General features: G+C 43.3%; 25 protein-coding genes. 13 read left to right on the forward strand and 12 right to left on the reverse strand.

From position 1 onward, the window contains the following. On the forward strand, positions 1 to 447 hold a 447-nt coding region (locus M472_RS23980; protein WP_021068343.1), incomplete at its 5' end, for an ATP-binding protein. Between the two features lie 90 nt (positions 448 to 537). Here the strand turns inward: M472_RS23980 and M472_RS45340 are convergent. The 3 genes from M472_RS45340 to M472_RS23990 form a co-directional block, all read right to left on the reverse strand. Then, entirely contained in the window at positions 538 to 687 is a 150-nt protein-coding gene (locus M472_RS45340; RefSeq protein ID WP_021068344.1) for a hypothetical protein, read from the reverse strand. Between the two features lie 438 nt (positions 688 to 1,125). Continuing rightward, the gene (locus M472_RS23985) at positions 1,126 to 1,518 is read right to left on the reverse strand and encodes a helix-turn-helix domain-containing protein (protein ID WP_021068345.1); all 393 of its coding nucleotides are present in this window, start codon (positions 1,516 to 1,518) and stop codon (positions 1,126 to 1,128) included. A 23-nt stretch (positions 1,519 to 1,541) separates the two neighbouring features. Continuing rightward, positions 1,542 to 1,949 (reverse strand): helix-turn-helix domain-containing protein, encoded by a 408-nt coding sequence (locus M472_RS23990; protein ID WP_021068346.1) that lies wholly within the window; start codon positions 1,947 to 1,949, stop codon positions 1,542 to 1,544. 627 nt (positions 1,950 to 2,576) lie between these two features. On the opposite strand from M472_RS23990, the gene M472_RS23995 reads away from it, so the two are divergent. The 3 genes from M472_RS23995 to M472_RS44285 are packed head-to-tail and all read left to right on the forward strand — an operon-like array spanning position 2,577 to position 8,569. After that, on the forward strand, positions 2,577 to 5,951 hold the full coding sequence (locus M472_RS23995; RefSeq protein WP_158499852.1) for a SusC/RagA family TonB-linked outer membrane protein: 3,375 nt from the start codon (positions 2,577 to 2,579) through the stop codon (positions 5,949 to 5,951). An 11-nt stretch (positions 5,952 to 5,962) separates the two neighbouring features. Next, positions 5,963 to 7,321 (forward strand): RagB/SusD family nutrient uptake outer membrane protein, encoded by a 1,359-nt coding sequence (locus M472_RS24000; RefSeq protein WP_158499853.1) that lies wholly within the window; start codon positions 5,963 to 5,965, stop codon positions 7,319 to 7,321. A 3-nt stretch (positions 7,322 to 7,324) separates the two neighbouring features. Beyond that, on the forward strand, positions 7,325 to 8,569 hold the full coding sequence (locus tag M472_RS44285) for a TlpA family protein disulfide reductase (RefSeq protein WP_144062612.1): 1,245 nt from the start codon (positions 7,325 to 7,327) through the stop codon (positions 8,567 to 8,569). Positions 8,570 to 8,677: 108 nt separating this feature from the next. Here the strand turns inward: M472_RS44285 and M472_RS24010 are convergent, their stop codons facing one another. From M472_RS24010 to M472_RS24020, 4 genes are all read right to left on the reverse strand, one after another. Further along, positions 8,678 to 8,905 (reverse strand): hypothetical protein, encoded by a 228-nt coding sequence (locus tag M472_RS24010; RefSeq protein ID WP_021068350.1) that lies wholly within the window; start codon positions 8,903 to 8,905, stop codon positions 8,678 to 8,680. 47 nt (positions 8,906 to 8,952) lie between these two features. After that, positions 8,953 to 9,285 carry a hypothetical protein gene (locus M472_RS45105; RefSeq protein WP_158499854.1) on the reverse strand — a complete coding sequence of 111 codons (333 nt, stop codon included), beginning with the start codon at positions 9,283 to 9,285 and terminating at the stop codon, positions 8,953 to 8,955. A 249-nt stretch (positions 9,286 to 9,534) separates the two neighbouring features. Further along, positions 9,535 to 10,092: a cyclic nucleotide-binding domain-containing protein gene (locus M472_RS24015; protein WP_021068351.1), complete on the reverse strand. Its 558-nt coding sequence runs from the start codon at positions 10,090 to 10,092 to the stop codon at positions 9,535 to 9,537. A gap of 2 nt (positions 10,093 to 10,094) precedes the next feature. Continuing rightward, positions 10,095 to 10,541: a hypothetical protein gene (locus M472_RS24020; protein ID WP_021068352.1), complete on the reverse strand. Its 447-nt coding sequence runs from the start codon at positions 10,539 to 10,541 to the stop codon at positions 10,095 to 10,097. A 218-nt stretch (positions 10,542 to 10,759) separates the two neighbouring features. Between M472_RS24020 and M472_RS24025 the strand changes: the two genes are divergently transcribed. After that, the gene (locus M472_RS24025; RefSeq protein WP_021068353.1) at positions 10,760 to 11,794 is read left to right on the forward strand and encodes a hypothetical protein; all 1,035 of its coding nucleotides are present in this window, start codon (positions 10,760 to 10,762) and stop codon (positions 11,792 to 11,794) included. Positions 11,795 to 11,848: 54 nt separating this feature from the next. Here the strand turns inward: M472_RS24025 and M472_RS45110 are convergent, their stop codons facing one another. Both M472_RS45110 and M472_RS45345 read right to left on the reverse strand, forming a co-directional pair. Then, positions 11,849 to 12,043: a hypothetical protein gene (locus tag M472_RS45110; RefSeq protein ID WP_144062614.1), complete on the reverse strand. Its 195-nt coding sequence runs from the start codon at positions 12,041 to 12,043 to the stop codon at positions 11,849 to 11,851. A 104-nt stretch (positions 12,044 to 12,147) separates the two neighbouring features. Beyond that, positions 12,148 to 12,309 carry a hypothetical protein gene (locus tag M472_RS45345; protein ID WP_158499855.1) on the reverse strand — a complete coding sequence of 54 codons (162 nt, stop codon included), beginning with the start codon at positions 12,307 to 12,309 and terminating at the stop codon, positions 12,148 to 12,150. Positions 12,310 to 12,452: 143 nt separating this feature from the next. On the opposite strand from M472_RS45345, the gene M472_RS24030 reads away from it, so the two are divergent. From M472_RS24030 to M472_RS45355, 4 genes are all read left to right on the forward strand, one after another. Beyond that, positions 12,453 to 13,211 (forward strand): hypothetical protein, encoded by a 759-nt coding sequence (locus M472_RS24030; RefSeq protein WP_021068354.1) that lies wholly within the window; start codon positions 12,453 to 12,455, stop codon positions 13,209 to 13,211. Between the two features lie 224 nt (positions 13,212 to 13,435). Beyond that, a complete protein-coding gene (locus M472_RS24035; protein ID WP_021068355.1) occupies positions 13,436 to 13,840 on the forward strand; it encodes a DUF5675 family protein in 405 nt (134 codons plus the stop codon). A 193-nt stretch (positions 13,841 to 14,033) separates the two neighbouring features. Beyond that, positions 14,034 to 14,189, forward strand: a complete 156-nt coding sequence (locus M472_RS45350; protein ID WP_021068356.1) for a hypothetical protein — start codon at positions 14,034 to 14,036, stop codon at positions 14,187 to 14,189. Between the two features lie 164 nt (positions 14,190 to 14,353). Further along, on the forward strand, positions 14,354 to 14,515 hold the full coding sequence (locus tag M472_RS45355) for a hypothetical protein (protein WP_158499856.1): 162 nt from the start codon (positions 14,354 to 14,356) through the stop codon (positions 14,513 to 14,515). Between the two features lie 89 nt (positions 14,516 to 14,604). Here the strand turns inward: M472_RS45355 and M472_RS24040 are convergent, their stop codons facing one another. After that, positions 14,605 to 15,834: a type II toxin-antitoxin system HipA family toxin gene (locus M472_RS24040; RefSeq protein ID WP_021068357.1), complete on the reverse strand. Its 1,230-nt coding sequence runs from the start codon at positions 15,832 to 15,834 to the stop codon at positions 14,605 to 14,607. Continuing rightward, positions 15,834 to 16,130 carry an XRE family transcriptional regulator gene (locus M472_RS24045; protein WP_200859592.1) on the reverse strand — a complete coding sequence of 99 codons (297 nt, stop codon included), beginning with the start codon at positions 16,128 to 16,130 and terminating at the stop codon, positions 15,834 to 15,836. Before M472_RS24045 ends, M472_RS24040 begins: the two co-directional genes overlap by 1 nt. A 221-nt stretch (positions 16,131 to 16,351) precedes the next feature. On the opposite strand from M472_RS24045, the gene M472_RS24050 reads away from it, so the two are divergent. After that, on the forward strand, positions 16,352 to 17,383 hold the full coding sequence (locus M472_RS24050; RefSeq protein ID WP_021068359.1) for an Rpn family recombination-promoting nuclease/putative transposase: 1,032 nt from the start codon (positions 16,352 to 16,354) through the stop codon (positions 17,381 to 17,383). Positions 17,384 to 17,587: 204 nt separating this feature from the next. Here M472_RS24050 and M472_RS24055 read toward each other — a convergent pair whose 3' ends face one another. Then, positions 17,588 to 18,076, reverse strand: coding sequence for a thermonuclease family protein (locus tag M472_RS24055; RefSeq protein WP_021068360.1), 489 nt, complete (start codon positions 18,074 to 18,076; stop codon positions 17,588 to 17,590). A gap of 328 nt (positions 18,077 to 18,404) precedes the next feature. Here M472_RS24055 and M472_RS24060 point away from each other — a divergent pair, with 328 nt between their 5' ends. From M472_RS24060 to M472_RS24070, 3 genes are all read left to right on the forward strand, one after another. After that, a complete protein-coding gene (locus tag M472_RS24060; protein WP_021068361.1) occupies positions 18,405 to 18,962 on the forward strand; it encodes an RNA polymerase sigma factor in 558 nt (185 codons plus the stop codon). Positions 18,963 to 19,054: 92 nt separating this feature from the next. Continuing rightward, entirely contained in the window at positions 19,055 to 20,149 is a 1,095-nt protein-coding gene (locus tag M472_RS24065) for a FecR family protein (RefSeq protein ID WP_021068362.1), read from the forward strand. 191 nt (positions 20,150 to 20,340) lie between these two features. Next, positions 20,341 to 23,610, forward strand: coding sequence for a SusC/RagA family TonB-linked outer membrane protein (locus M472_RS24070; RefSeq protein WP_235049474.1), 3,270 nt, complete (start codon positions 20,341 to 20,343; stop codon positions 23,608 to 23,610). Positions 23,611 to 23,623 lie beyond the last annotated feature (13 nt).

The raw sequence follows: 23,623 nt of genomic DNA on the forward strand, positions 1-23,623 counted from the left end.
AAGGAAAACATCATAATCTGTGGAGCTTCCGGCACTGGAAAAAGCTACCTGTCTCAGGCACTGGGACACCAGGCCTGTCTCACTGGAATAAAAACACTCTACACAGTAACTGCCCGGATCATCAAGAGACTGAAACTGAGCAAGGTTGACGGTACATATCTCAAGGAGCTGGAAAAACTGACCAAGTCGGAACTTTTGATACTCGATGACTTCGGACTGCAGGCCTTCGATAACCAGGATCGGGAAACATTGATGGATATCATAGACGATAGGCATGGCAAAAGATCCACCATAATATCTTCCCAGATACCGGTATCAGCCTGGTATGAAATCATCGGCGGTGAAGGGACTATCGCTGACGCAATACTGGACAGGATCGTAAACTCCTCGCATAGGATAGACCTGAAAGGTGAATCCTTAAGAAAAGGAATATTGAAAAAGGAATAATCACAGCTTTTTTATATAATTGTATGATCTTTTGAGTGGCACGGTTTGACCGAAATCACTGGCATCAACACTCCGAAATACCCAAATCTTTTAACAATTGCTGAAATTTATACCACGCAATAAGTTTGACCTATTGGTAACAAGCATCAATCCAACCGCTACTAAAAGACCTTTGATGCATACCGGAGCATCCTGTTCTTCCCCACTTTTGGTGGTGATATTATCATATTTGTCTTCCATTAGCGTTCATATTTTAATGTTTGGATCGACATTTGAGAACTTGGTCGCAAATTACGAAATGGAGGTCGTAGATGGAGGATTTAGGAGTGAAGGACAGCTATAAATGCTATCTTTTTCTAAGAAACAACTCAATATCATACTAGATTTGGTCCTTTGGGAGTACTCGATTTAGAACGTTAATTTGTATCCTATAGTATTATAGATGTATAAATGTTATATTTATATATTCATAAGAAAGGTTCCGCGCTAGCGGTTTATAATTGGTTTGGTATAGCCCTTGCGTCTTCGCGAGGGCTATTTTGTATAATGTTTATTTATTCCTTGAACAGCGCAAGCTCTTTATCCGCAAATAACGGCGCCATTTTGAGAATAAGCACTAACAACTTTTATGAGTTACTCCAAATATTGGGTTGCAAGTAACGGATCGTGAAGGAAGTATCAATTTTTCTTTAATGTTGCTATTTCAGCCTTTAATTCTTGAATCTCGTCTTTCAGGTAATTCGTATAAACTTCATATCCACCTTTTAATTCATTGGTATAATGAACGTCTCTATCTCCACCTGCAATATATTGACTATGATTTAGCACCTGATATATTTGTAGGTCCAAAATCTGCTGTAAAGTACAGTTGAAATAGTTTGCTATTTCAACAAACTTACCTAGTGAGAGATTTATATCTTCTCCTTCCTCAATTGCTTTTAATTGATCTATGGTGATTTTTAATTCAGAAGCGAGTTTTTCTAAAGATAATTTTCGAATATTACGAAGTGCTGCAATATTTTTGCCTGCTTTTCTGAAAAGTACAACTAAGTCAATTCTGTTATCTATCATGATGTGATTTTATTATTCTAAATTTAATATTTTAAGCTTAATAATTTGTTAATCAATTCTTGATTTTGGGACTTTAGTTGATCAACGTGTTCTTTAAGAGCTTGTATTGCTTGCTCATAACCATCGGCTATGTTATTTGTCATGGTATGGTTACCTGATGGCTGATTAATATATTGAGAATAGTTGAAAATCTGGTGACCTTCAATATTTAAGACCTGAGCGAGAGTGATACTATAGAAATCACATAGTTTAATCAGTAATACCATACTAAGCCCTGGATATCTGCCATTTTCTATCTTACTTAAAACCGGGTGCGTAATATCTAGTTCAATCGCAACCGCTTCTAACGTTAACTTTAAAGAGTGTCTTACTGTGTGCAGATTCTTTCCAATCGTTGAAAAAATCTCATTAGCTGAACTTTCAGTATTCATAATAGCTTTGATTTATTAGTGTAAATATATAAAATGTTCCTGACAGTTACAAAGAGTATCCTGTTATTAGATTATGTGTTTGGTTCTTTTCGTGGTTAGTAAAGAATTAAATTTGTTTAGTATTTTAAGCATTAATCAAAGAGTCTCGGCTATAAAATTCGACATTAAAAAGCTAATCGAGATGGTAGAATTAATGCCCATATGGATATTTTATGTAAATTCGCGCATAACTATAGCATATGGGCCTCTACTGTAACCGTATTAGCAGGCGTCGAATCCTTATAGCACGGTGTAGAGCCCAGCTATAGTTTCTTCATGGTATCTCTCCGAATGAGGCTCGTTTTATAAACTAAACGAGCTATGATAAGGAAAAAAAGCAAAAGAAAGATTAAAATTCCTCCTTAATCCTAAAGGACTAAAAGTCATTATTGATGACTTAGATCGTTGTATTTGCCAATTAAAACCTAAGATCCCAATTATAGACCGCAAAGGCATTTCCTCGATTTCATTCAGTTAATTTTTTATTTAAAACAGTGTGGCCTCGTGGGTCAAGGAGTTAGATTTCTCTGTTCCGCTTCGCTCCAATCGAAATGACGATCGGACAGGTCACAAAAAATGAACTTAAAAATGAGACAATTTTTTAGGGGTGGGAGAGAATTGCCGCAAGGGCAGGGCTATGTCTGCTCGAAAATGCAAAATAAAAGCAGATTGCTTCACTTCACTTCCCGAAGTAAATTCGGGACACAGCGCAGTGACGTGGTGTTTATGATTTTTTGTGTGTTGTGTCTTGGCTATTTGGTTTCTCCTGCCTTCGGGCAGGAAGCCAAAGGCCTAACACAAACCGTACTTAGAGGTGTGGTATCATCTGTCGTAGATGGTAAGCCTATAGAAGGAGTATCTGTCAGCGTAGACAAGAAGTATACGCGCACGGACAGGGAAGGGAAGTTTACGATCAATGTAGATAAGCCTACAGGAGTATTACTAATAAAACATATCGGATACAAGGAGCAACGGGTTGCCTATGAGAATACAGCTACAATATTGAATATCGCCCTACAGGCCAATGAAAAACAGATTGAAGAAGTCGAAGTCGTATCTACCGGATACCAGAAGATACCCAAAGAACGAGCTACGGGGAGCTTTGAGTTTATCGACTCGGCCTTATTCAACAGGAAGGTGTCTACGGATATCCTGAGCCGGTTGGAAGATGTCGTGCCAGGGCTGTCAACAGATAAGACCTTTGCCTCAGGTCGGGGCAACTATCTAAATATGCACGTTCGTGGTGTCAGCACATTAGGACCAAATCTTTATCCATTGTTAGTTATCGATGGTGTTCCTTACGAGAATAATATGGCTGACTATGGCTTGGCCGCTTTTAATAACATCAATCCCAATGACGTGGAGAACATCACGGTATTGAAAGACGCTGCGGCAGCCTCGATATGGGGCGCGCAGTCGGGCAATGGCGTTATCGTGATTACAACGAAACGTGGTAAGTTTAATCAGAAAGCGCAGCTTAGTTTCAATAGTAACTTGACAGTCATTCAAAAGCCAGATCTCTATAAATACAAAGTATTACCTACTTCGGATTATATTGATATTACCCGCCTTTTCTACGATAAAGGCAAATACAAGTCTCGATTCAACCAATGGAATAGAAATGTAGAGCCACTGGTCTGGTTGTTGAAAGATGCTACAGACAAGAAGATAACGGAAGAAGAACTGGAGGCGGAGCTTGACCGCTTGCGAAAGATCGATGTACGGGATGATTTTATGAAGTATATTTATCGACCTCAAATTAAACAACAGCATAGTATTCGATTAACGCAGGGGTCGGATAAAGTCAACTTCTCTTTGGGACTGGGCTATGATAAGAATCTGGCTACACTCATTACCGAACACTATCAACGGATTAATGCGAAAGGAGTCGTGCAGGTTCGACCTGTCAAAAATCTATTGCTAGATCTATCTACTACCTATACCGAATCTAAGAAAAAGGAAAGTTGGGATTACGCTAATTATAATGGTTTAGCTATTGGTGGTACGAGTCCACCTTATATTCAGTTGGCTGACGCAAACGGCAATCATTTACCTGTAGAAATTTCGGGGCTCAGCCCTATGTACCGAGATACTGTAGGTGGCGGTCTCTTACAGCCATACACTTATATTCCTTTGGATGAGCTGTTTTTAACCGATCAGGTGCAGAAGACAAGGGAGGTGCTGATGCAGTTGGATGCGCGTTATAAGTTTGATTTTGGACTGAGCTTGCACAGTATGTATGCCTATCAGCGGAATAACAATCCAATCAGTAATTGGCGGAGTGGAGAGACTTTTCTAGCAAGGGATAATGCAAATGCGTTTGCGGAGTGGAATGACAATACGGTCGTATGGAATTATCCACTTGGTGATACTTTTGTGGGGTTGGACTGGAACCATTATGCCCACCAAGCTCGGATTAATCTTGCTTTTGATCGTTCGTTTGGCGATCAACATACCGTTAGCTTTCTCGGTGGATTTGATATAAGAGAGTTGCAGAAGGATCTAAAGATTCATCAATACTATGGATACAATCCGCAGGACGGAACATTTAAGCAGGTGGAGTTTGGTAAGGAGATCAGAAGATTCAACGGTAAAGCAGGGGTGAGTAGAATTATTGATTATAATCGTATGGAATCGCTTACCAATCGATTTCTAGCTTTCTACATGAATGGTTCATATACCTTCAAGCAGCGATATATTTGGAGCGGTAGTCTACGGAGGGATGCCTCCAATCTTTTTGGTGTGAAAGCCAATGATCGTGGGCAGCCTTTTTGGTCTACAGGGTTAGCTTGGCTTCTCTCGAAGGAAGACTTTATGGCAGACAGTTACTTCAACTACCTAAAGCTGCGGGCTACATATGGCTACAATGGTAATGTCAATAACAGTACCTCACCATTGCCGATCATGACCATTGAAAGCCAACAGCACTATATTACGGGACAGCCCTACGGATTTATCAATAGACCTCCCAATCCCAATCTGCGGTGGGAGCGCGTAGCAAATCTCAACTTTGGGTTAGACTTCGGGACGAAAGATGGCCTGCTTTTCGGATCGATAGAGTATTATCATAAACACGCCAAAGACCTGATCGCTCAGGCCGAAGTAGATCCATCGGTAGGATTTACACACCTGACCATAAATACTGCAGACCTATTGACCAAGGGGTGGGACATCTCTATTAATGCAAAGCCTATCCGTAGTAAGACTTGGGAATGGAATTCGAATCTTGTATTTTCTAACGGTCGTACCAAGGTACTGAAAGCTTATATCTCTAATGATATCGCGATGTACAATGTAAGCAAGGCGGAGGCTGTCCAGATGACTCCTTATGAAGGACGGGATCTCTACAGCTTATTGGCTTTCGATTGGGCAGGATTAGATCCAGATGATGGTTTGCCTCGCGCTTATTTAAATGGCGAGATGACCAAGGATTATAATGCGTTGCTCTATGGAAATACAGCATCGCTGAAAGAGTTTGGTACCCAGCGACCGCGCTATTTTGGTTCCTGGCGTAATAGTCTGCGTTATAAAAACCTTGATCTATCCTGGAATATTTCCTATCAACTGGGGCATAAGTTTATTCGACAGACCTTTCGTGCGGATTATTTCTTTAACGATGGCCTAGGCCATCCCGATTATGCATCACGTTGGCAGAAGCCAGGCGATGAGGCCTGGACGGATGTACCTACATTCAATTACCCCATAAATGATGGAGCGTCAAAAGTATACGGCAGTTCGTCTGCCCTGATCGAGCGTGGTGATCAGATCAAACTTCGTGATATACAGGGAAGTCTTTCGATCCCCACACTATCACAATACGGGTTTAAAAACTTTAGAGTATATGCCTATGTGCAGAATATAGGAACAATATGGCGAGCCAATAAGAAAGGAATAGATAGCGAGTACGGTAAATCCGTCCCTGATCCGATTTCTGCCTCACTTGGAATCAATTTTAACTTTTAATGATGATGAAAATGAAAGAGTTACTATGTATAAATGCAATTGTTTGTTTACTGAGTCTTTCGGCCTGTAATGAGTTCTTGGACAAGAAGCAGGATATCAAAATGGTGGTTCCACTTACGATAGATGACGCTACCCATTTGTTGAATGATTATGGAACGATGAATATGGGCTATCCGATATGGGGGGAATTGGGAATTGACGATTATTACGTTACTAAAGAGGTTTGGGAGTCGGGTATGGAAGATTACCGCAATGCCTATATCTGGGCAGATAAGCCCTATATAGATGTGGCGCAATGGCAGCGCCCCTATAAAGCGGTGTACTATGCCAATCAGACAATAGATATATTAAGCAAGGTTGATCCACAGCAGGATCGCACCAATTTTAATAGAAATCTTGGTATGGCACATTTCTTCCGGGCTTTTGCTTTTCAGGTATTGACAGAGGTGCATTGTCTCGCTTATCAGCCCAATACTGCATCTGCGGATATGGGGATTCCTTTGAGATTGAGTCCTGGTGTAGATGACAAATCCACTCGAGCTACCCTGCAGCAGACCTATGATCAGATATTAAAGGATTTAAAAAAAGCGGTACAGTATCTTCCTATGGTGGAATCGGTGCGGGGCAGGCCATCCAAGGCCGCTGCCTACGGTGGATTGGCACGGGCATACCTGAATATGGGGGATTTTAATAATGCCTATCAGTATGCAGATTCTTGCCTGCAGTTGAGGCCTGAGCTAATGGATTATAATACGCTGAAAGCTACAGACGAATCGCCTATCAAGCAATTTAATATCGAAGTGCTTGTTCCTATATCCAGTGTATCAACTGGTCTTATGTCCGGTATGAATGCCATCATAGCCCCGGAGCTCTACAATTCGTATGCTCCAGATGATCTACGTAAAGGAATTTTCTTTAAACCCAATCCAAACATAGTTGGAACCTATCTTTTTAAGGGTGGGTATAATGAGAATAGCTTTGAGCTGTTCATGGGAATCACTACCAGTGAAATCTACCTCGTGAAGGCTGAGACTGCTTGTCGTATTGGAAAGATTTCGGAGGCGCTGTCGGCAATTAATACGTTGCGTAAGTCGAGGTGGAGCAAGGATGTTCTTTATCCCGCTATAAATGAGAACGATCCAGAACGATTATTAAAAACAGTTTTGGAAGAGAGACGTAAAGAGTTGGTTTTTAGAGGGCGTAGATGGTCTGATCTAAAGCGATTAAATCTAGATAATCGGTTTAAGAAGACTTCAAGCCGTCAATTAGGTACGGAGCAGTACGATTTGCCAGCAGGTGATCTGCGTTATGCGTTTCGCTTATCGGAAACACTAGTTAAGGTAGGGGGAATACCACAAAATATAAGATAGCACATGAGAGGTTTATTATTGATGATTATAGGTCTGGTTCTAGGAACTGGAATTGTACAGGCTCAGGCCAAATGGGTGCCAGATTTGAGTAGACGACTATATGTGGGGGATATATTTACAGCACCATCTACCGTACAGCTGATGCGAGGGGGATTGAAGAGGGGGGATTGGAAGATGCTGGAAAATAAAATCGTGTTATTGGAGTTTTTTGATACTTCCTGTGGTAGTTGCATCGAGGCGATGCCTAAGCTACAGCAGTTGCGGGAGCAGTATCCTGATATGTTTGAGGTTCTTTTAGTCGGTTGGCAGGACAGGGGTACTTTAGAAAAGCTGTTTTCATCGAATGCGTATTTTAGGGAAAATAAAGTAAACCTTCCCGTCATCTATGCGGACAGTTACCTGAAAAGTTTGTTTCCGCACCGCTCGGTACCTCATGCTGTACTCCTTTATCGCGGAAAAGTACAGGCTATAACAACGAGCAACTTTATAACCGAAGGGAATATCCAAAAACTGTATAAAGAAGGAGTTATAGAGCTGCCGTTGAAAGATGATTTTGGCAAACGGGAACTGTCGGATAGCCAAAAGAAAATCGGAGTAACGATTATGGGTTATCAGGATGGCGTCCCATATCAGGGCTGGAGGTTTGAACGGGATAGCCTATCAGGTCTGATCAAGAGTTCGTTGTATAACGCGTCTATTTTTGCCGCATTGAAATCCCTTTCGGCTAAAGCTCGACTGCAACAATCCCTGTACATTCCTCGTATGGATAGGGTGGTCTGGAAGGTGAAGGACTCCATTCGTTATTATAACTTTGCCAACGCCCCCTATTGGGATATGGCAAATAAAATCTGCTATGAGCGCTACGATAGTATAGCTCGTTCAGACTCGTTGCAGGCACGGACTGTATTAAAGGACTTTGAGACATTCTTTGGCGTCAAAGTCTACGAGGGACTGAAGCTTATGCAGGTCTTGGAACTTAAACCTATTGCGATTAGGGCCTATATACCTCCAAAAGGACAGAAAAGCATGACTTATCTTGGCACCACTGCATTTGCAGGAATGACCGATTATAGCGAGCAGTTTCCGCCTGTACTGGATCGTGTGAAGTCGGAGGTGAAGATGGAGATCTATCCCTACAGGTCTCTGGAGGAACTGAATATACAATTGGCCGCTTATGGGATCAAAGCCGAATATGGGATGGCGGAGATGGAGGTAGTGGTGGTCGAGGAGCTTTCGGAACGGAAATAACCTTTAAACTGTAAGGGCATGGATACAATCCATGCCCTTTCTAAAGTCTAGCAATGCTTATTTTAGTTGATCTGCCCTAGGAATCAACTTGTCGTAATCCACTAGGGATTAACGCGCCTTCAACTGTACATCAGCTTCGTTCGCCTCGAACTGTAATGCTCTCACCATTTGGAGCAAAAGAGGTGCGTCCAAAATAGGTTGACCACTACCATTGTTTGTTGCATTGATTGCACAGATTTTTTCTTCTGTGCTACCACAACTAGGAGGTGTTGTCGCTAATGTATAGTCAGCGGGAACCGAAGGGTCACCGCTGGGCTTCAAATTAAACCATGCCATAAGCTTATGATTTTAATTACCTAACTATCATAATTCGTTTTAACTGATCACAATATGCTGCAGTCACATTGGCCCCATGGTCTAGTCTGTTCGTAGCAGACATGTGGCACCCGGCGTCGGGACTCCTTGTTCGGCCGTACCACTTTTGATTTCCCCGTATACCGCCTTGCGGGGAATACCGCAAATTTACGCCAGTGCCATAGGGCAGGGCTGCTGCATTGCAAAGTATAGCTTAACCGGCTTCCAGCAGTAGCCTGCACCTCATCTATACGGATGTAGCCTGTATGTACCATCGGTACGTGGCTAGGTACCCGACGGTGCTCGTTGGTCTGCCTTGGAAGGGGGCTCGGATATATTCTTTTGCGTTGCATATTGTTCATCTTACTTTGTCCATGTATTCTGTTACCAACTATGGGAGAGAGTATCATAGTCAATACCGGAATAGATTGATAATGTAAAGTTAGGCTGAGGGTGGCTGTATCCGATTGCAAGTATTTAGCATATTGACCCCCAATGTTTTAGATTCAAGAGCCAAATACTTTGCTTACACACGCAAAGTATTTGGTATTGGGGTTATAGCTGATTTGCAGAAAATGGCCTGAAGCAGATTTAGGCCATTTTCTGTGGTGCTATATGTCGAGACTGCTATAGTAGGTAGGTGTCAGTCCTAAAAAGGAGCTCTTGTCCTTGATGGCACAATCGCGATAGGCATCTGGATACGCCTTCTTGAACAGTGTCTTTTTCTCGATTCCTTGCAGATTGACCAATTTGGATCGAAAAGTTCTGCTTTTTAGTACTTCGACAATGAAATGCCGAAGATGCCTATTGAATATAGGGTGCTTGTTGAGTAGTGTATCCTGCTGTTCACGGCTTATCAGTGCTAGTGTACTGCTGCTATCGGCCTCGAAATAGCAATTGTCTATGCGCTCGATATGATAGATAGCCTGCCTGGGACTGATAAAATCGAGCACATCACTGTTTTCGTTGCTTTTCTCGTCGCGGCGCTTTACTATCGTACCGGCTAGCACAATATGCATATCAAATAGCTGTCCTGCGATGTTTCGGTTTTTGCTGTAGTGCTTGATCTCTATATGGGCTAATAGATCAAGCCAGAGATCGGGAGGTAGCGGAGCTATGGCTTGCAGACAATCATATAGGGGCTTCTCATAATCTGGTTCATGTGTCATGGCTATACATAGTTTTCGACGTGGTAAAAGTGAAAATTTAAGGAGACCAGACTATCCTGTCCTTTTTTAAGATTAGATCCGCTATCCGTCGGCATAGGGTTGTATTGCTTGGCGCTGTCTGCGACCTTACTGTTCTGCGGTGGTGTTTGTCGCACAGACCCACTGTCTTGAACTACGGGGATGGGTTTGTCCCTGCGTAAGGTGATGTCTGCACGGTTGTTGATTGCTTCGTTGATGTCTCTTCCGATCTGATCGAGCGTGATCTCGCCTAGGCTGTGCATGTAGTCGATCTGTGATTCATCCAGCTCAAAGCGGAGTGGTATCCATTTGGACGGATCCAAGGCTATGAGCTGTTGTTCTTGTTGGATGATTTGATCTGATGACGCATAAAGTTGGTCTTTCCAGTCTTGCACGCCGTTTGTTTCGAAGGGGAATTTTTTGGTTTCCATATTTGTTGATTAAAGTTTATAAAAACAATAATAGGGGTTAATGCAGGGCAAACAAATTTTTTCCCTAATAATTGAAACGAACCCCTTCTTTTCCCAAACGAGTAGGTTCGTTTGGGAAACGAGCTCTTGTGAAAGGCTTATTTAATGCTAGCCTTTCGGGAGCAACCGTTTTTTTTATTGTTATATTCGTATTTATCTGACCAAAATAATAGACTGAAATGTGGAGTTCAATAAAATGTTATTTACAATTTCTGAATTGGGGATGGTTTGTCGTAGTCGTAGGGATAGCCGCTATCCTCGTAGCACTATTCCCTTTTAATGTGACTTCTTTTGAATACATCATGAGCGCTCCAGTGCTAATGGTGATGGGCAAGACTTTATTGATTGCCATACCTACAGTGCTTAATGCGGGATTGGCTGCCTATTTTATTTATTACAAGAATCTTTGGAGGGTAAATATCTCGGGGGCTATAGCGGTGCATGTATTGTGGGGTATGCTGCTGTCTTTTCAGATTGTGTCTTGGATGATACAGTGGTTATACAGCGATCGTATCGTGCTGGATCCTAACCATCAGTCTGATATCATATTTTTCGTTTGCTTATTGTTGATTCTTAATTTTTGGATGCGGGTGCGTATTGAAGTGGCATGGGCTAGGGATCAGGAACGGATTAAGGTGACACAGGAAGGGCGAATCGCTAACATGTCGCTGGAAAAGGTGCAATCGGAAGCACTAGCGCAACGTAATGCCGCTGAAATAGAAGCTTTAAAGCTGCAAAACGAAAAGCTTAAGAAGGAAAGTGTAGAGATCGATTTGCTACAGGCTACCATAGCAGACTTAAAAAAACTCATCAAGGAGCGAGCTGTGCCTTCTGCACCTTTTCAAGAGGAGAAAAAACTCAAGCGCTTGGAAATAAAGTCGGCAGATGGTCCGGTGGTGCTCACGGAGAAAAAAGTATCCTACGCCGAAGTGGGTAAGGAAGGCAAGAGCTATGTGTGTAAGGTGATCGATATCAGAGGGGAGCTTTATTATGTGCCGGTACAGTCCTTGCACGCTCTGGTTACTACGTATTTTACGGGGATGATGCATGTGTCGCGGAATTATGCTGTAATGCCCGAGGCGATCTTAAGCTATACTAATCTGGATGATAGGTTGAGTATTGTGGTATTGCATATGAAAGAGCCGATTGAGGTGTCTGGGGTTTATTATAAACGACATGCTGCGGACATTCTCGATTTTATAAATAGAAAATGACTTGGCGAGGCTGAATAGCTCTCTCCATCTATTCAAGCCAATTGTCATGATGGGTTAGGTAAGCTGATTCCGGATGTCTTCTTCGTCCAGACCGGTGTACTCGGCAAATTCACGTATGCTGATATACTGATTCTCATTCCGGCCATAGCTATCTCGTATGCAGGCTAGTATGCGTCTCGACTGGGAGAGGCTCTTGCCTAAAATATTGCTTACATCTTGCGGGTAGATACATAGTCTTTGTCGCTTCATAGTACTCTTTTCTTTTAGGTTCTTAAATCTGATTACGCTACGACGAACTGGATTCCGTTGCTCAAAAGCTCCTGTTCTGAAGCTTTACATATTCCAATCTCGGGCTATACCGCTGTATGCGTAATTCGATGTCTTAGACTACACTCATAACGCACTGTTAACGCTTCGAGACTACTTGACATACGCAGGTATAACGCTTGATGATCGTGCCATGCTCTCTCTCCTGAGCGGACTTTTCCAAATCGATGCTTGGCTAAATTAGCCATTATCACTTTTGTGTACAAGTGTCATTTCTGCTCATTTCGAGCATTTTGAACTGTTTGTGCTCAAATGATGCATTAACTAGCATATCGAACTGACCTTAAAAATAGGATTGCCAAATTTGACTTGTCAACATCAGATAAATGAAATGGCAAGATTAGAAGGATTACTTAAGATGAAAGGGCAGATCGGGGATCTGACTTTCTTCAAAACAAAGGATGGTTCGTACCAGGTGCGTATGAAAGGTGGGGTATCGGCGGAGCGTATTGCTACGGATCCACGATTCCAGCGTACACGGGAAAACGGGATGGAGTTCGGCAGGGCCAATATGGCTACCAAAAAGTTGCGGGAGCAGCTGCGCGAGCTCTTTGAGCAGAATGTGGACAGCCGTATCTCGCAACGTCTATCGTCGCGGATGTCGGCCGTGATCAAGGCGGATTCGGTCAATGAGCGTGGCGAGCGCCGTGTGCTGGCGGAGAACCTGCCAATGCTGACCGGTCTGGAGTGCAACACGACGGCTTCGCTGACAACGGTGTTCTACGGTAAGCTGCAGTATGCGTACGACCGTACCGGGGGTGAAGCGACGCTGGCTACGGGGGCTTTTTCGCCCCGCAGTAAGATCGCTAGACTGGAGGGAGCCACACATGCACGATTCACGCTGGCGGTACTGGAGTACAGTGCCGATTCGGAAGATGTGCCTGTGGTTGTGGAAAGCTCACCGTACATCGATGTGCTGTCGATGGGCCCTGAGCAGGTGGATCTGACGGCAGTACTGACAGCTGATCCGGCCAAGGCGGTGATCGTACTGGTAGGTATCGGGTACTTTCAGGAGGTCAACGGTGCGTACTATCCGTTGGCTAACGGGTTGTACAATGCGCTGACTTTTGCAGCGGTGGACAGACCATAAGTGAAGGTGACGAGAAGGTGAGAGGAGTGAAGTAAATTACGTTAACCCGTCACCTCGACCTTGTGGAGAGGTCTATTAGCTGTATAGGATTAAAAATATAGCTTTTAGATCCCTCCACTTTAGTCGGGATGACGAGATAGTTTACGAACCTGTCTTCGGGAAGCCTGTGTAACAGTTCCAGGCCGATATAAGGCTCACCTCCATTACTTAATCTTAAAAAAACAATGAACAATCAACACACCTTACATCTCCGACGGATATACGGAGAGCGGGGGACAAATGGGACGATCTCGTATCAGGGCGAGCAGATCTGTCATACCATCGAATTGCCCTGGCGCAATAACATGCAGCGCATGAGCTGTATCCCTACGGGACGCTACAAACTGGTCAAGCGTACCTATACCAAGCACGGTGAGCAGATCGGCATACCGAATGTACTGGGACGCGAAGCGATCCTGATCCATGCGGCCAATGACGCACAGCGCGAACTGCTGGGCTGTATCGCTCCGGTGACCGAACTGACAGGCGAAGGTACCGGCTCGGAAAGCCGCAAAGCACTCGGCGAACTGAAAGCACTGGTGTATGGACTGTGGGATATGGGTGGGGAGGTGTATTTGGTTATTAAGTGAGGGAGTTAACAAGTGATCGAGTGAACGAGTTATCTAGTTAACAAGGTTAGAGAGTTAGGTTACAGGGGTATAAAGTTACAAGGTTATCGAGTTAGGAAGAGTGAAATCGTAAAACTGTTAAAAAGTAAAGGCTTCACGATTTAGCTTATTTACGGTTTAACGCTAGCCCTTCTAACTTTAATTATTAAAAAAAATGCATAAAATCATCAAGAAAATAAGCCAGGCGGTACAGGTGTTGCTGCTGGCTCCGATCAAGCTGCCGGGAAAGGCACTGAATATTATCAAGTATATCGCTGTAGGGCTGGGGGTGTTGGAGACAATGACGAGTGAGAAGGAGGAAGACGAATAGACAAAGCACGTCACTGCGAGCGTAGGAGCGCCTGTCCCGAATTTGTTTCGGGAAAGCAGTCTGTTTCAAGAATAGTGAGGAAAGTGAAGACAGTTATCCAATGAACGAGATATTCCCGATAAATCGGGACTTCGTTTCACTGCGCATGTTAACAATAAAAACACATGAGAACAAACGATATACGTGCAGGTACCCTAGGTGGTACTTTATGTAGTCTCTGGGCGTCGGTTACGCTTGGAGATCTATTACAGACGGTGGTGATGGCGGCACTGGGTACGCTGGTGAGTTATCTGATGTCGCGATGGCTGGAGCGGAGGAGAGAGTAGTAATTGGTAGTGAGTATTGAGTAGTGAGTAATGGGTATGAGAATACCTGATATTTGGACGGCCCTCGAGATGATCGGGGGCTTGTTTGTTTAGGATATTTCGTTTAATGTTTTAGAAATCAGTTGTATGTTTGAATTGCTTACATTATGGTTTTTTGCCAACGTTGTCCATTTGCTTAATGCAGATTGCGTCTGCTCAATTATCTCATCTATATTGCTTTTGCTTAAATTGGCTTCTAGGCCTAACTTTTTGAGGTGTTGTAAGCTTGGCTTCTTTCCTTCTCCCATGACCATAGTACTTTGTTCGCCATTAGGCCCCGAAGAAAACGTTAAATCATATGCCGGGGCAAGCTTCCATTCGCCGGTACTGTCCATAAGAAAACTGAAATTCTTGGCGTGATCATCACGATTGTGTGCGAGCACATTGAAAACTGCCAAGCGGAATAACTTCTCGACTTCACGTACATCCTTGGTCAGTATTGATGTTAAGCCTGCAAGATCTTCGTAGTCGAGTGATGGTATCCTAAAATCGTTGTGTAGGAGTCCGCTGGCAGTATGCATGTGCAACCGCTGATCTTGATGTCTGTCGAAGCGTTTTACAGCAAAATAACCTGCGCCATTTTTCGCATCAAATAAGTGTATAGCAGGCATATTTAGCCCAGCCTCCTTAGCCATTAAAGCGTATACATACTCGATAGCACCTGCATCGCTTCCATCTTGCGAATTGGAGAATTTGACAAGCCAGGGGGTGTATTGATGATCCAGTTGCTTGGCACCAAAAGTTATCTTTGAATACGTTTCATCCACACCGATTAAAGCCTTGGGACGTGCACCTGCTGATGAACCATTTAATGCTAATAGTTCCTGTAGTACATCTGCAGAACTTCCTATTAGAATCTCTTCTGCCTGAGTGGCCAGATAATCTAAGTCTATGGGCTCGTGGCTGTCCGAAGGACTGTTGTCTGGTTCATAGACCAATGCTCCCATGCCATACAAACCAACATGGGCTAAACGGTCTAAAGGAGATATTTCACTAGGAAGCATACCTTGGGACCTAGCCAGCCTATCAAAGAGGAGTCGGCCCCATCCATCGGGTAGGCTGTCATTAAATACGCCAGCTAATCCTTCGAACGGTCGTGTAGGTAGGTTAAGCACTCCGCCCCGCAAAGGGAGACGAAAGGGAGAAATTTCTAATCCATGCTGTATGAATGTATCATCGTATTCAAAATATACGATCTGGTCGCGCATAGCCAGGCGTCCAACAGGCTGTATATTCTTGCCGAAGCATAAGCCAACTTTAATTTCTCTTACTGTCTTCATTATTTCCTCCGTCCTCTTTTGCGATAAGCTGTATATTCTTCCTTCAGAACATCGTCAATCGATGTAAAGGTGGGTTTGTCAGGTTCTAGCGCCACTATAATATCTTCTAGGCCACCAACGACTACAAGTATTTTCAGTAACGATTCGAGTGATATTATTCCTTTCTGTTCAAATTTACGTAATGTAGCCAATGGTACCCCCGAGCGCTGTGACAATCCATCTTGAGTAAGCTCCAGCACAAGACGCCTATCACGTACGTGATCAGCTATTTTTTTTTGCGCCTTTGATGTAGACATAAGTGATATCATGATGTTATTTGTTTTCGTTTTTTATATCTAAATAATACTATAGTAGTATAAATATAAGTTTATTTATTGGATTTTGCAAGAGCGTTTATCAAGTTTGATCAGCGTTGGTCAGTGACAGGCTGTTTATTTTGTTGCTAAAATAATTAGTATTTATTGTTTTTTATGGTTATATTAGCTTTTGATTTTTAACTGTTTATAAACAATGAGCTATGATAGAATACTATGATTATGATGAAATTTTATTGGCTTTAGAGGAGCCAATGGAAGAGGATCGGTATGAGGGTAATTCCAAATACATTAATCTAACGACGGACTTCAGCTTCAAGAGGGTATTTGGGACTGAGGTCAACAAGGATTTATTGTTGTCTTTTCTGAATGGTGTCTTTGCGGGGCGCAAGGAAATCAAGGATCTTCATTACAACAAGAATGAGCATGTGGGCGACAGCGACAGTATGGGTGGGGTAGTCTTTGATTTGACCTGCATCGGGTCGAATGGAGAGCAGTTTGCCATTGAGGTGCAAAGGACTTCTCAACTCAATCTGAAACGGCGAATGCTTTATTATGGCAGTAAGATCATTTCGGATCAGGCTCCTAAAGGACGCAGAAGAGAATGGGATTACAAGATTTCGGAGGTATACGTAATCGTTATATTGGATGGTTTTCCCATGCCCGGTGGTAATGGTCTGGACTATATTCATGATATCTGCCTGTGCCATAGAGATACAGGTCGGGTATTTTACGATGAGTATGGCTTTATTTATATTTCTTTGGTTAACTTTGTTAAGCAAGAGGTTGAACTTGAGACTGATTTCGATTGTTGGCTTTACGTTTTGAAGAACATGTCCAAGATGGACAAATTACCACTGTATATGCGTAAGCCAATTTTTGAGAAGCTGTTTGATATCGCAGAATATAGTAATATGAATAAGGAGGACAGACAAATGTATGATGTTAGTTTAAAAAGAAAATGGGACGCGTATTCCATTGAGCAAACAAGGATTATCTTAGAGGAGCGTGCCGTGGAAAGGGGACTTCAACAAGGATTAGAGAAGGGACTTGCTCAGGGCCTAGAACAAGGAATCGAACAAGGAATCGAACAAGGACTTGAACAAGGACTTGAAAAGGGTCGTGAAGAGATGAAACTGGAGACTGCGAAGACAATGTTGGACAAAGGCTTTGATCCAAAGATGATAGCTGAGTTGCTCCATCTGTCCGAATCGGAGATCGAAAAACTTAGATAATCGTTTTTTTGATGTGCCTCATCTAAGGCATGTCGTTCTTCTACACATCAGAAGCTCATTGCACCCCGTAATATAACCTGTAAATAACCGAATCAGGGCTTCTGAAAAATCAATTTTCATCTGTCATTGACAGCTATCTAGCTGCTGAGAAGGACTCCGGTGCTCTTAGAACGGACTTCGCTGGGGCGGTAGTTATACATTTGCTCAACTTTTCTTCTTCTTGCTCATCATCTTCCGATAATCCCAAGGGGCCATGGGGGATCGCTGCGACCAGATATTGACCTTGCGTGTTCTTGCTTTTAGCTCGGCTTGCTGGTACGCGTCACTCTTACTGTAGGATGGGTAGTCCCAGGCCAAGCCGGCTTGGATGAGCTTTAGATTCAGATCAGTATATCGATCTACCCATACGATGCCAACAACACGTCCGTATCGATCTTTACTCATCACTTCTACTTTGACCTTTTTGTCCAACACCTGCGAAGAGGTGAAGTTCTTGGCAGTACGCCCATATTCCTGACCGATCTCGGGACAGTCTATTCCGAAGAAACGGACGCGTATTTTCTTTTTGTGCTTGTCCAGCATCGTAAAGGTATCGCCATCGGCTACCCGTGTGACACGGCCTTCGATATAGCGCTGGGCAAAGCTTTGAAAAACAAATAAGAGGAATAAAAGAATCAAGGAGGTCCGCTGCATGGCGGCAAAGATAGAAGAAACGAAAAGGAGCTCAAAGCCGTATTGAAGGCAGAAAACGTAAGTCGTAGAGGCCTAGTAAGAAAAAAATCCTGAAGTGGGGAACTTCAGGATTTTACCAAACCAATTATTAACCTAATTATGAAATTATACCCTATTAACGCATATCTGTCCTGATATAGTATACCCCCTTGAGTTTCTTAACATTATTTAACGCATAGCAGGAGCTTCACATTAATTTAACTTTTTTTGAATATATCTAAAAAAAAATGGACATCTTCGCTACGACAGCATACCACTGCCAATTCGAACGAACCGGCTAAACAAAACGATGAAAGGACCACTAGGCTATAGGTTATTATGGGAAAGAATACGGTCGGGAGACGAAAATGCCTTCTTCGATCTATATGCCGCATTATATCATGACCTGGTCAATTTTGGCATACGTACCTGTGGGGATGTGGATCTCAGTACAGAAGCACTGGACCAGGTATTTGCCAGTATATGGGAAAAGCGGGAAAGCTTGGACCGCGTAGAGAATGTGCAATCTTACCTGCTGACATTCCTAAAAAGAAAAATTTTAAGACTGCTAGAAAAGCAGAACAAAATCAACACCGCCCTGCAGCATCTAAAAGCGGAAGAGGACTGGACGGAAATGCCTTACGACGAATTTATAATCCGTGTGCAGACGAATGAACTTGTCAAGCTACGTCTAAAAGAAGCACTGGAAACACTGACATTCAGACAGAAACAACTGATACACCTCAAGTTTTTCGAAGGATATAGCTATGAAAAAATAGCCGAAACCACGCACATGAGCGTAAAGACTGCCTATAATACACTGTATGATGCATTGAAGACCTTACGAGAACAATTAAAGGATTTTTAATCAACTGAATAACAATAAGATGAAATTTATTTCATTTTTCTTTTAGGCAATCGAGCGGATTATAGGCACTATAGTATAAAACCGCTTAAATAATGAGCCATAAAGACTACAAAGAAGTAGAGGACTTCCTAATTGATGATACGTTCCAACAATACTGTGCCCAGGAAAATGAGCAATGTGTACAATACTGGGAACGCTATATACAACAGCACCCCGAGCAACAAGATGTCATAGCGCGAGCGCAACGTGTATTCGCTGTATTGACAGGCCATAAAAGACCGGTTGTCCAACAGATGGATAACCTACGAAATACAATCAACCCACAAAATAAACTACAACCTATCAAGCGGTGGGGTAAAGTGGCCACTTCTATTGCTGTGGCCGCTGCACTCACCTTATTTGGATTTGTGTACTTGGGATATTTCAAGACGACAGAGACGGCTATGGAGGAACTGGCGATGTCTGCTACAGCTCAGGTATACCAAACTATAAAAGGGGAGAAGAAGACATTTACCTTGGACGATGGAACTATGGTAACACTCAATTCGGAAAGTAAGCTGGAGATCGACCGTGATTTTGGAAAAACAACACGCCAGGTGTCGTTGACCGGAGAGGCGTATCTTGACGTAAAGAAAGATGCCGATAAGCCCTTCGTATTACACACCAATGAATTTGATATCCGCGTATTGGGCACCTCATTCAATGTGAAGGCTTATCCCGATGAACTGGCTTCGGAAGCCTTGCTGATTGAAGGACTGATCGAGCTGAAAAGTAAAGGCAAAAATGAAAATTCGATCGTCATCAAGCCGAATCAAAAGGTGACTATCTATAAAAATGAGATGATTGCAAGCTTGGAAACGGAAGCTAAGAAAACGGCAAAACCTAAAGCAAATGTCAAGGAAATAGCAATACAGGATGTCCCTAACGATGAAAAGCAGGAAGTGGCTGATATCGCATGGAAAGAAAACAGACTGGCTATGGTCGACCAGGATTTCAATGAGCTGAAGTCTATTCTCGAACGCTGGTACGATATCAATATCACGCTAAAAGGGCCAGCGATAGGAAAATACAGATTTACGGCTACATTTAAAGAAGAAGATATTAACCAAGTTTTAAAAGCATTGCAAAAAGTAGAACCCTTTAATTATGAGATACATGGAAAAGACGTGATAATTTATGAGAAATAACTAAAAAAGGATGGTAAAAACCATCCTCTTATTGGATTAATTTAACCGGCAGGCGTAAGCTTCGAACCCATACGCTGCCTATTATAAACTTTAACCAACACTAAAGTATGATTAAAAATGGCTTTATGCAAGTGCATTGGAATTATCTTGTGCACTCTAGATTCATTATCCGGATGAAACTAACCTTGATTATGATTGTATTAGCATTTGCGAACGTAACGGCAAATGTCTATTCCCAACAGAAAGTCTCCTTGGATGTCAAAAAGACAAAGTTGAGCAAGATTCTCAAATTGATTGAGGAACACAGCGACTATTATTTTGTCTACAGTGCAACCAATGAAAACCTGAACAAGGAACTTTCCCTAAAAGTAGATAACACAAAAGTGGTCGACCTACTGCCACGTCTGTTTGCCAGAAATGGTCTGCAGTACTCGGTGTCGGGTGAAGGACTGGTTGTGGTGTCCGAACAACAGACGCTGAGCATAAAAGGATCAGTGACCGATCAGGATGGAAACAAACTATCCGGCGCTACGGTACGTGTAAAGGGCAGTGCAATCGGCAAAGCAACCGATTTGAATGGCCGATTCGAGATCGATGTACCGACGGGAAATACCTTGGTGATTTCCTTTACGGGCTACCTATCTAAAGAAATCATTATACAAAAAGGTGGTGAGGTGACTGTCGCCCTGGAACGCGATGACCAAATGCTGAGCGAAGTGGTGGTAACAGCCCTTGGTGTCAAAAGAGAGCGCCGCTCGCTGGGATACTCCGTCACGCAGGTAGAGGGCGAATCCCTCACAAAAGCGCGCGAGAACAATGTGGTGAATTCCTTAGTCGGTAAAGTAGCTGGTCTCGACATATCGTCTACATCGGGTGGTGTCGGTGCCTCGAGCAGCGTCATCATACGTGGGGTATCCAGTTTAGGACAGACGAATCAACCGCTCTATGTCATCAACGGTATGCCGATGGAAAATAAACCATCGGGAGCGCCGACCAGTGGCACGACCAATCCAAACGGCAACAAAGGTAGCCAATGGGATAACGCACCCGATATGGGCGATGCGATCAGTAATATCAACCCGGATGATATCGAGAGTATCTCGGTATTGAAAGGAGCTGCAGCATCGGCACTGTACGGTTCTAGAGCAAAGGCGGGTGTCATCCTCATCACGACCAAATCGGGTAAAGGTAATGGTGTCGATTTCAGTTCTAACTATGTGATAGAAAATGTAATGGATCGCAGTGATTGGCAATATGTATATGGACAGGGAACGAATGGTGTGAAACCGACGACAGCAGCAGGAGCTAAGCAAGTAGGCGCTTCGAGCTGGGGTGGAAAGTTGGATGGCTCAAACGTGATTCAATTTGATGGTGTAGAACGTCCTTACATCGCACAAAAGAATAATGTCAAGAATTTCTACAGAAACGGACATACCTGGACGAACTCTCTGGCATTGAACAAGTCGTTCGAAGGTGGATCACTACGCTTCTCGGTATCGGATGTCGATAACAAATCGATCATGCCAAATTCTGGCCTGGACAGACAGTCGTTTACATTGGCAGGAACCTTTGAGCCTGTGAAAAGACTTTCTATAGATGCACGCGCAAACTACATCATCGAAAATGCAAAAAACAGACCGATGCTGTCGGATGGTGCCGGAAGTGCCAACTTCAACGCGATATTCTTGCCAACGAGTATCGATATACGCGACCTGAAGCCAGGAATGGATGAAAATGGAAAAGAGGTGGCTTATAACTCCGGCAATCCTTGGGATACAAACCCCTGGTATGCCGCTTCGGAAATCCAGAACAACACGAAACGGAACAGACTGATCAGCTCGGTAACAGCACGCTACACATTCGAAAACGGTCTATTTGTACAAGGACGTGCTGGACAAGACCACTATACCAATGAATATGAGGGGATCTTCCCAGAAGGACTGGCGTACAGTCCGCCAAACAACATGGTGTTGCAGAACACCAAATTCACAGACCTAAATGCAGATATCTTGGTCGGGAAGTCCTTTGCATTGACCGATGATATGTCTTTGACGCCGAATATCGGGGCAGCATTCCGGAATACCAAATCGGACTTGATGATTAACCAAGGTTCTGGATTTCTGGTCGCAGGTGTACATACGATCCCTGGACTGGGAAGCAAGTCACTGGCGCAGATAAAATCGGAAGAAGAAATGCAATCGGTGTATGGAACTTTAGAATATGCGTATCGCGATATTTTATACCTAACGGGAAGTCTGCGCTCGGACTGGTTCTCGACACTGGCTACTCCTGGAAAGGATAATAAGCTGTACTCGGTGTACCCTGGTGTGAGTGGTTCATTTGTTTTCACGGAATTCTTGAACTCTTCGGTATTGAACTTTGGTAAGTTGCGTGCTGGATACGCTCAGGTTGGTCAGGCGACGAATCCGTATCAAACAGCCCTGAACTATAGCTTTATGGCGCAAAACCTAAATGGCAATGCGCTGGGACAAATATCCAACACAGTTGTTCCAAACTCCGAACTGTTCCCTTCTACGGCTTCCGAGCTTGAAATAGGTACAGACTTACGTTTGCTGAATGATCGCCTGTCTGTGGACCTGACATGGTATAATAAACGCTCTAAAAATGAAATTCTAGAGGTGTCTATCCCTATCTCCACCGGATACCCTGGAGCGATATTGAATACAGGTGGAATTCGCAATACGGGAGTAGAGCTTCTATTGACTGGTGTAGCGATAAAAAAGGAAAACTTCAGCTGGACTACTTCCCTGAACGCAACCTACAATGACAATGAAGTACTTTCGTTAGCGGATGGCTTGGATGAGCAACTTGTAGCAACCTCGCGCTCGGGTGCGGGTTTTATTAAGAATATTCCTGGAAAACCTTTCGGTCAGATATTCGCTTACGACTATAAATATGATGCGAATGGTGAAATCGTCAAACTGGCAAATGGTGCACCTGATAAAGGGGAATTGAAAAGCTATGGCTCTTCTCAGAACAAATGGTTCGGTGGTTGGAACAACGATTTCACGTATCAGAACTTCAATTTTGGATTCTTGATCGATGGTAAATTCGGTGGAAAGATATTCTCGGGAACTGATTATTACGGCTATATAAAAGGCTTGCACAAGGAAACACTGGCAGATAGAGAGACGCTTGGAAACGAGGCGCCTAAGTATTACGAAAATATGGCTGACAATACTTCGTTCCGTTTTGTAAATGATGCAAGCTTTATCAAATTCAGACAACTGACGCTTGGCTATACGTTTCCCGCATCTATGTTTAACAACAAAATCAAAAGTCTGGGACTGAGCTTTGTCGCACGGAACTTGTTTATCCTGATGCGCAAAACCGACAACATTGATCCCGAGTCTAGCTATAACGCTACTTTTGTGGGTCTAGAACTCGGTGGTATGCCAGCGGCACGTACGTTTGGCTTCAATCTAAATGTTAAACTCTAAATCGAGATACGCT

This window comes from Sphingobacterium paucimobilis HER1398, from assembly GCF_000416985.1.
GTDB lineage: Bacteria > Bacteroidota > Bacteroidia > Sphingobacteriales > Sphingobacteriaceae > Sphingobacterium > Sphingobacterium paucimobilis.

Coding starts and splice junctions, on each gene's coding strand:
- M472_RS45340 (WP_021068344.1), bottom strand. CDS start 687: ATGGAAGACAAATATGATAATATCACCACCAAAAGTGGGGAAGAACAG.
- M472_RS23985 (WP_021068345.1), bottom strand. CDS start 1,518: ATGATAGATAACAGAATTGACTTAGTTGTACTTTTCAGAAAAGCAGGC.
- M472_RS23990 (WP_021068346.1), bottom strand. CDS start 1,949: ATGAATACTGAAAGTTCAGCTAATGAGATTTTTTCAACGATTGGAAAG.
- M472_RS23995 (WP_158499852.1), top strand. CDS start 2,577: ATGAGACAATTTTTTAGGGGTGGGAGAGAATTGCCGCAAGGGCAGGGC.
- M472_RS24000 (WP_158499853.1), top strand. CDS start 5,963: ATGAAAGAGTTACTATGTATAAATGCAATTGTTTGTTTACTGAGTCTT.
- M472_RS44285 (WP_144062612.1), top strand. CDS start 7,325: ATGAGAGGTTTATTATTGATGATTATAGGTCTGGTTCTAGGAACTGGA.
- M472_RS24010 (WP_021068350.1), bottom strand. CDS start 8,905: ATGGCATGGTTTAATTTGAAGCCCAGCGGTGACCCTTCGGTTCCCGCT.
- M472_RS45105 (WP_158499854.1), bottom strand. CDS start 9,285: ATGAACAATATGCAACGCAAAAGAATATATCCGAGCCCCCTTCCAAGG.
- M472_RS24015 (WP_021068351.1), bottom strand. CDS start 10,092: ATGACACATGAACCAGATTATGAGAAGCCCCTATATGATTGTCTGCAA.
- M472_RS24020 (WP_021068352.1), bottom strand. CDS start 10,541: ATGGAAACCAAAAAATTCCCCTTCGAAACAAACGGCGTGCAAGACTGG.
- M472_RS24025 (WP_021068353.1), top strand. CDS start 10,760: ATGTGGAGTTCAATAAAATGTTATTTACAATTTCTGAATTGGGGATGG.
- M472_RS45110 (WP_144062614.1), bottom strand. CDS start 12,043: ATGAAGCGACAAAGACTATGTATCTACCCGCAAGATGTAAGCAATATT.
- M472_RS45345 (WP_158499855.1), bottom strand. CDS start 12,309: ATGGCTAATTTAGCCAAGCATCGATTTGGAAAAGTCCGCTCAGGAGAG.
- M472_RS24030 (WP_021068354.1), top strand. CDS start 12,453: ATGGCAAGATTAGAAGGATTACTTAAGATGAAAGGGCAGATCGGGGAT.
- M472_RS24035 (WP_021068355.1), top strand. CDS start 13,436: ATGAACAATCAACACACCTTACATCTCCGACGGATATACGGAGAGCGG.
- M472_RS45350 (WP_021068356.1), top strand. CDS start 14,034: ATGCATAAAATCATCAAGAAAATAAGCCAGGCGGTACAGGTGTTGCTG.
- M472_RS45355 (WP_158499856.1), top strand. CDS start 14,354: ATGAGAACAAACGATATACGTGCAGGTACCCTAGGTGGTACTTTATGT.
- M472_RS24040 (WP_021068357.1), bottom strand. CDS start 15,834: ATGAAGACAGTAAGAGAAATTAAAGTTGGCTTATGCTTCGGCAAGAAT.
- M472_RS24045 (WP_200859592.1), bottom strand. CDS start 16,130: ATGTCTACATCAAAGGCGCAAAAAAAAATAGCTGATCACGTACGTGAT.
- M472_RS24050 (WP_021068359.1), top strand. CDS start 16,352: ATGATAGAATACTATGATTATGATGAAATTTTATTGGCTTTAGAGGAG.
- M472_RS24055 (WP_021068360.1), bottom strand. CDS start 18,076: ATGCAGCGGACCTCCTTGATTCTTTTATTCCTCTTATTTGTTTTTCAA.
- M472_RS24060 (WP_021068361.1), top strand. CDS start 18,405: ATGAAAGGACCACTAGGCTATAGGTTATTATGGGAAAGAATACGGTCG.
- M472_RS24065 (WP_021068362.1), top strand. CDS start 19,055: ATGAGCCATAAAGACTACAAAGAAGTAGAGGACTTCCTAATTGATGAT.
- M472_RS24070 (WP_235049474.1), top strand. CDS start 20,341: ATGATTGTATTAGCATTTGCGAACGTAACGGCAAATGTCTATTCCCAA.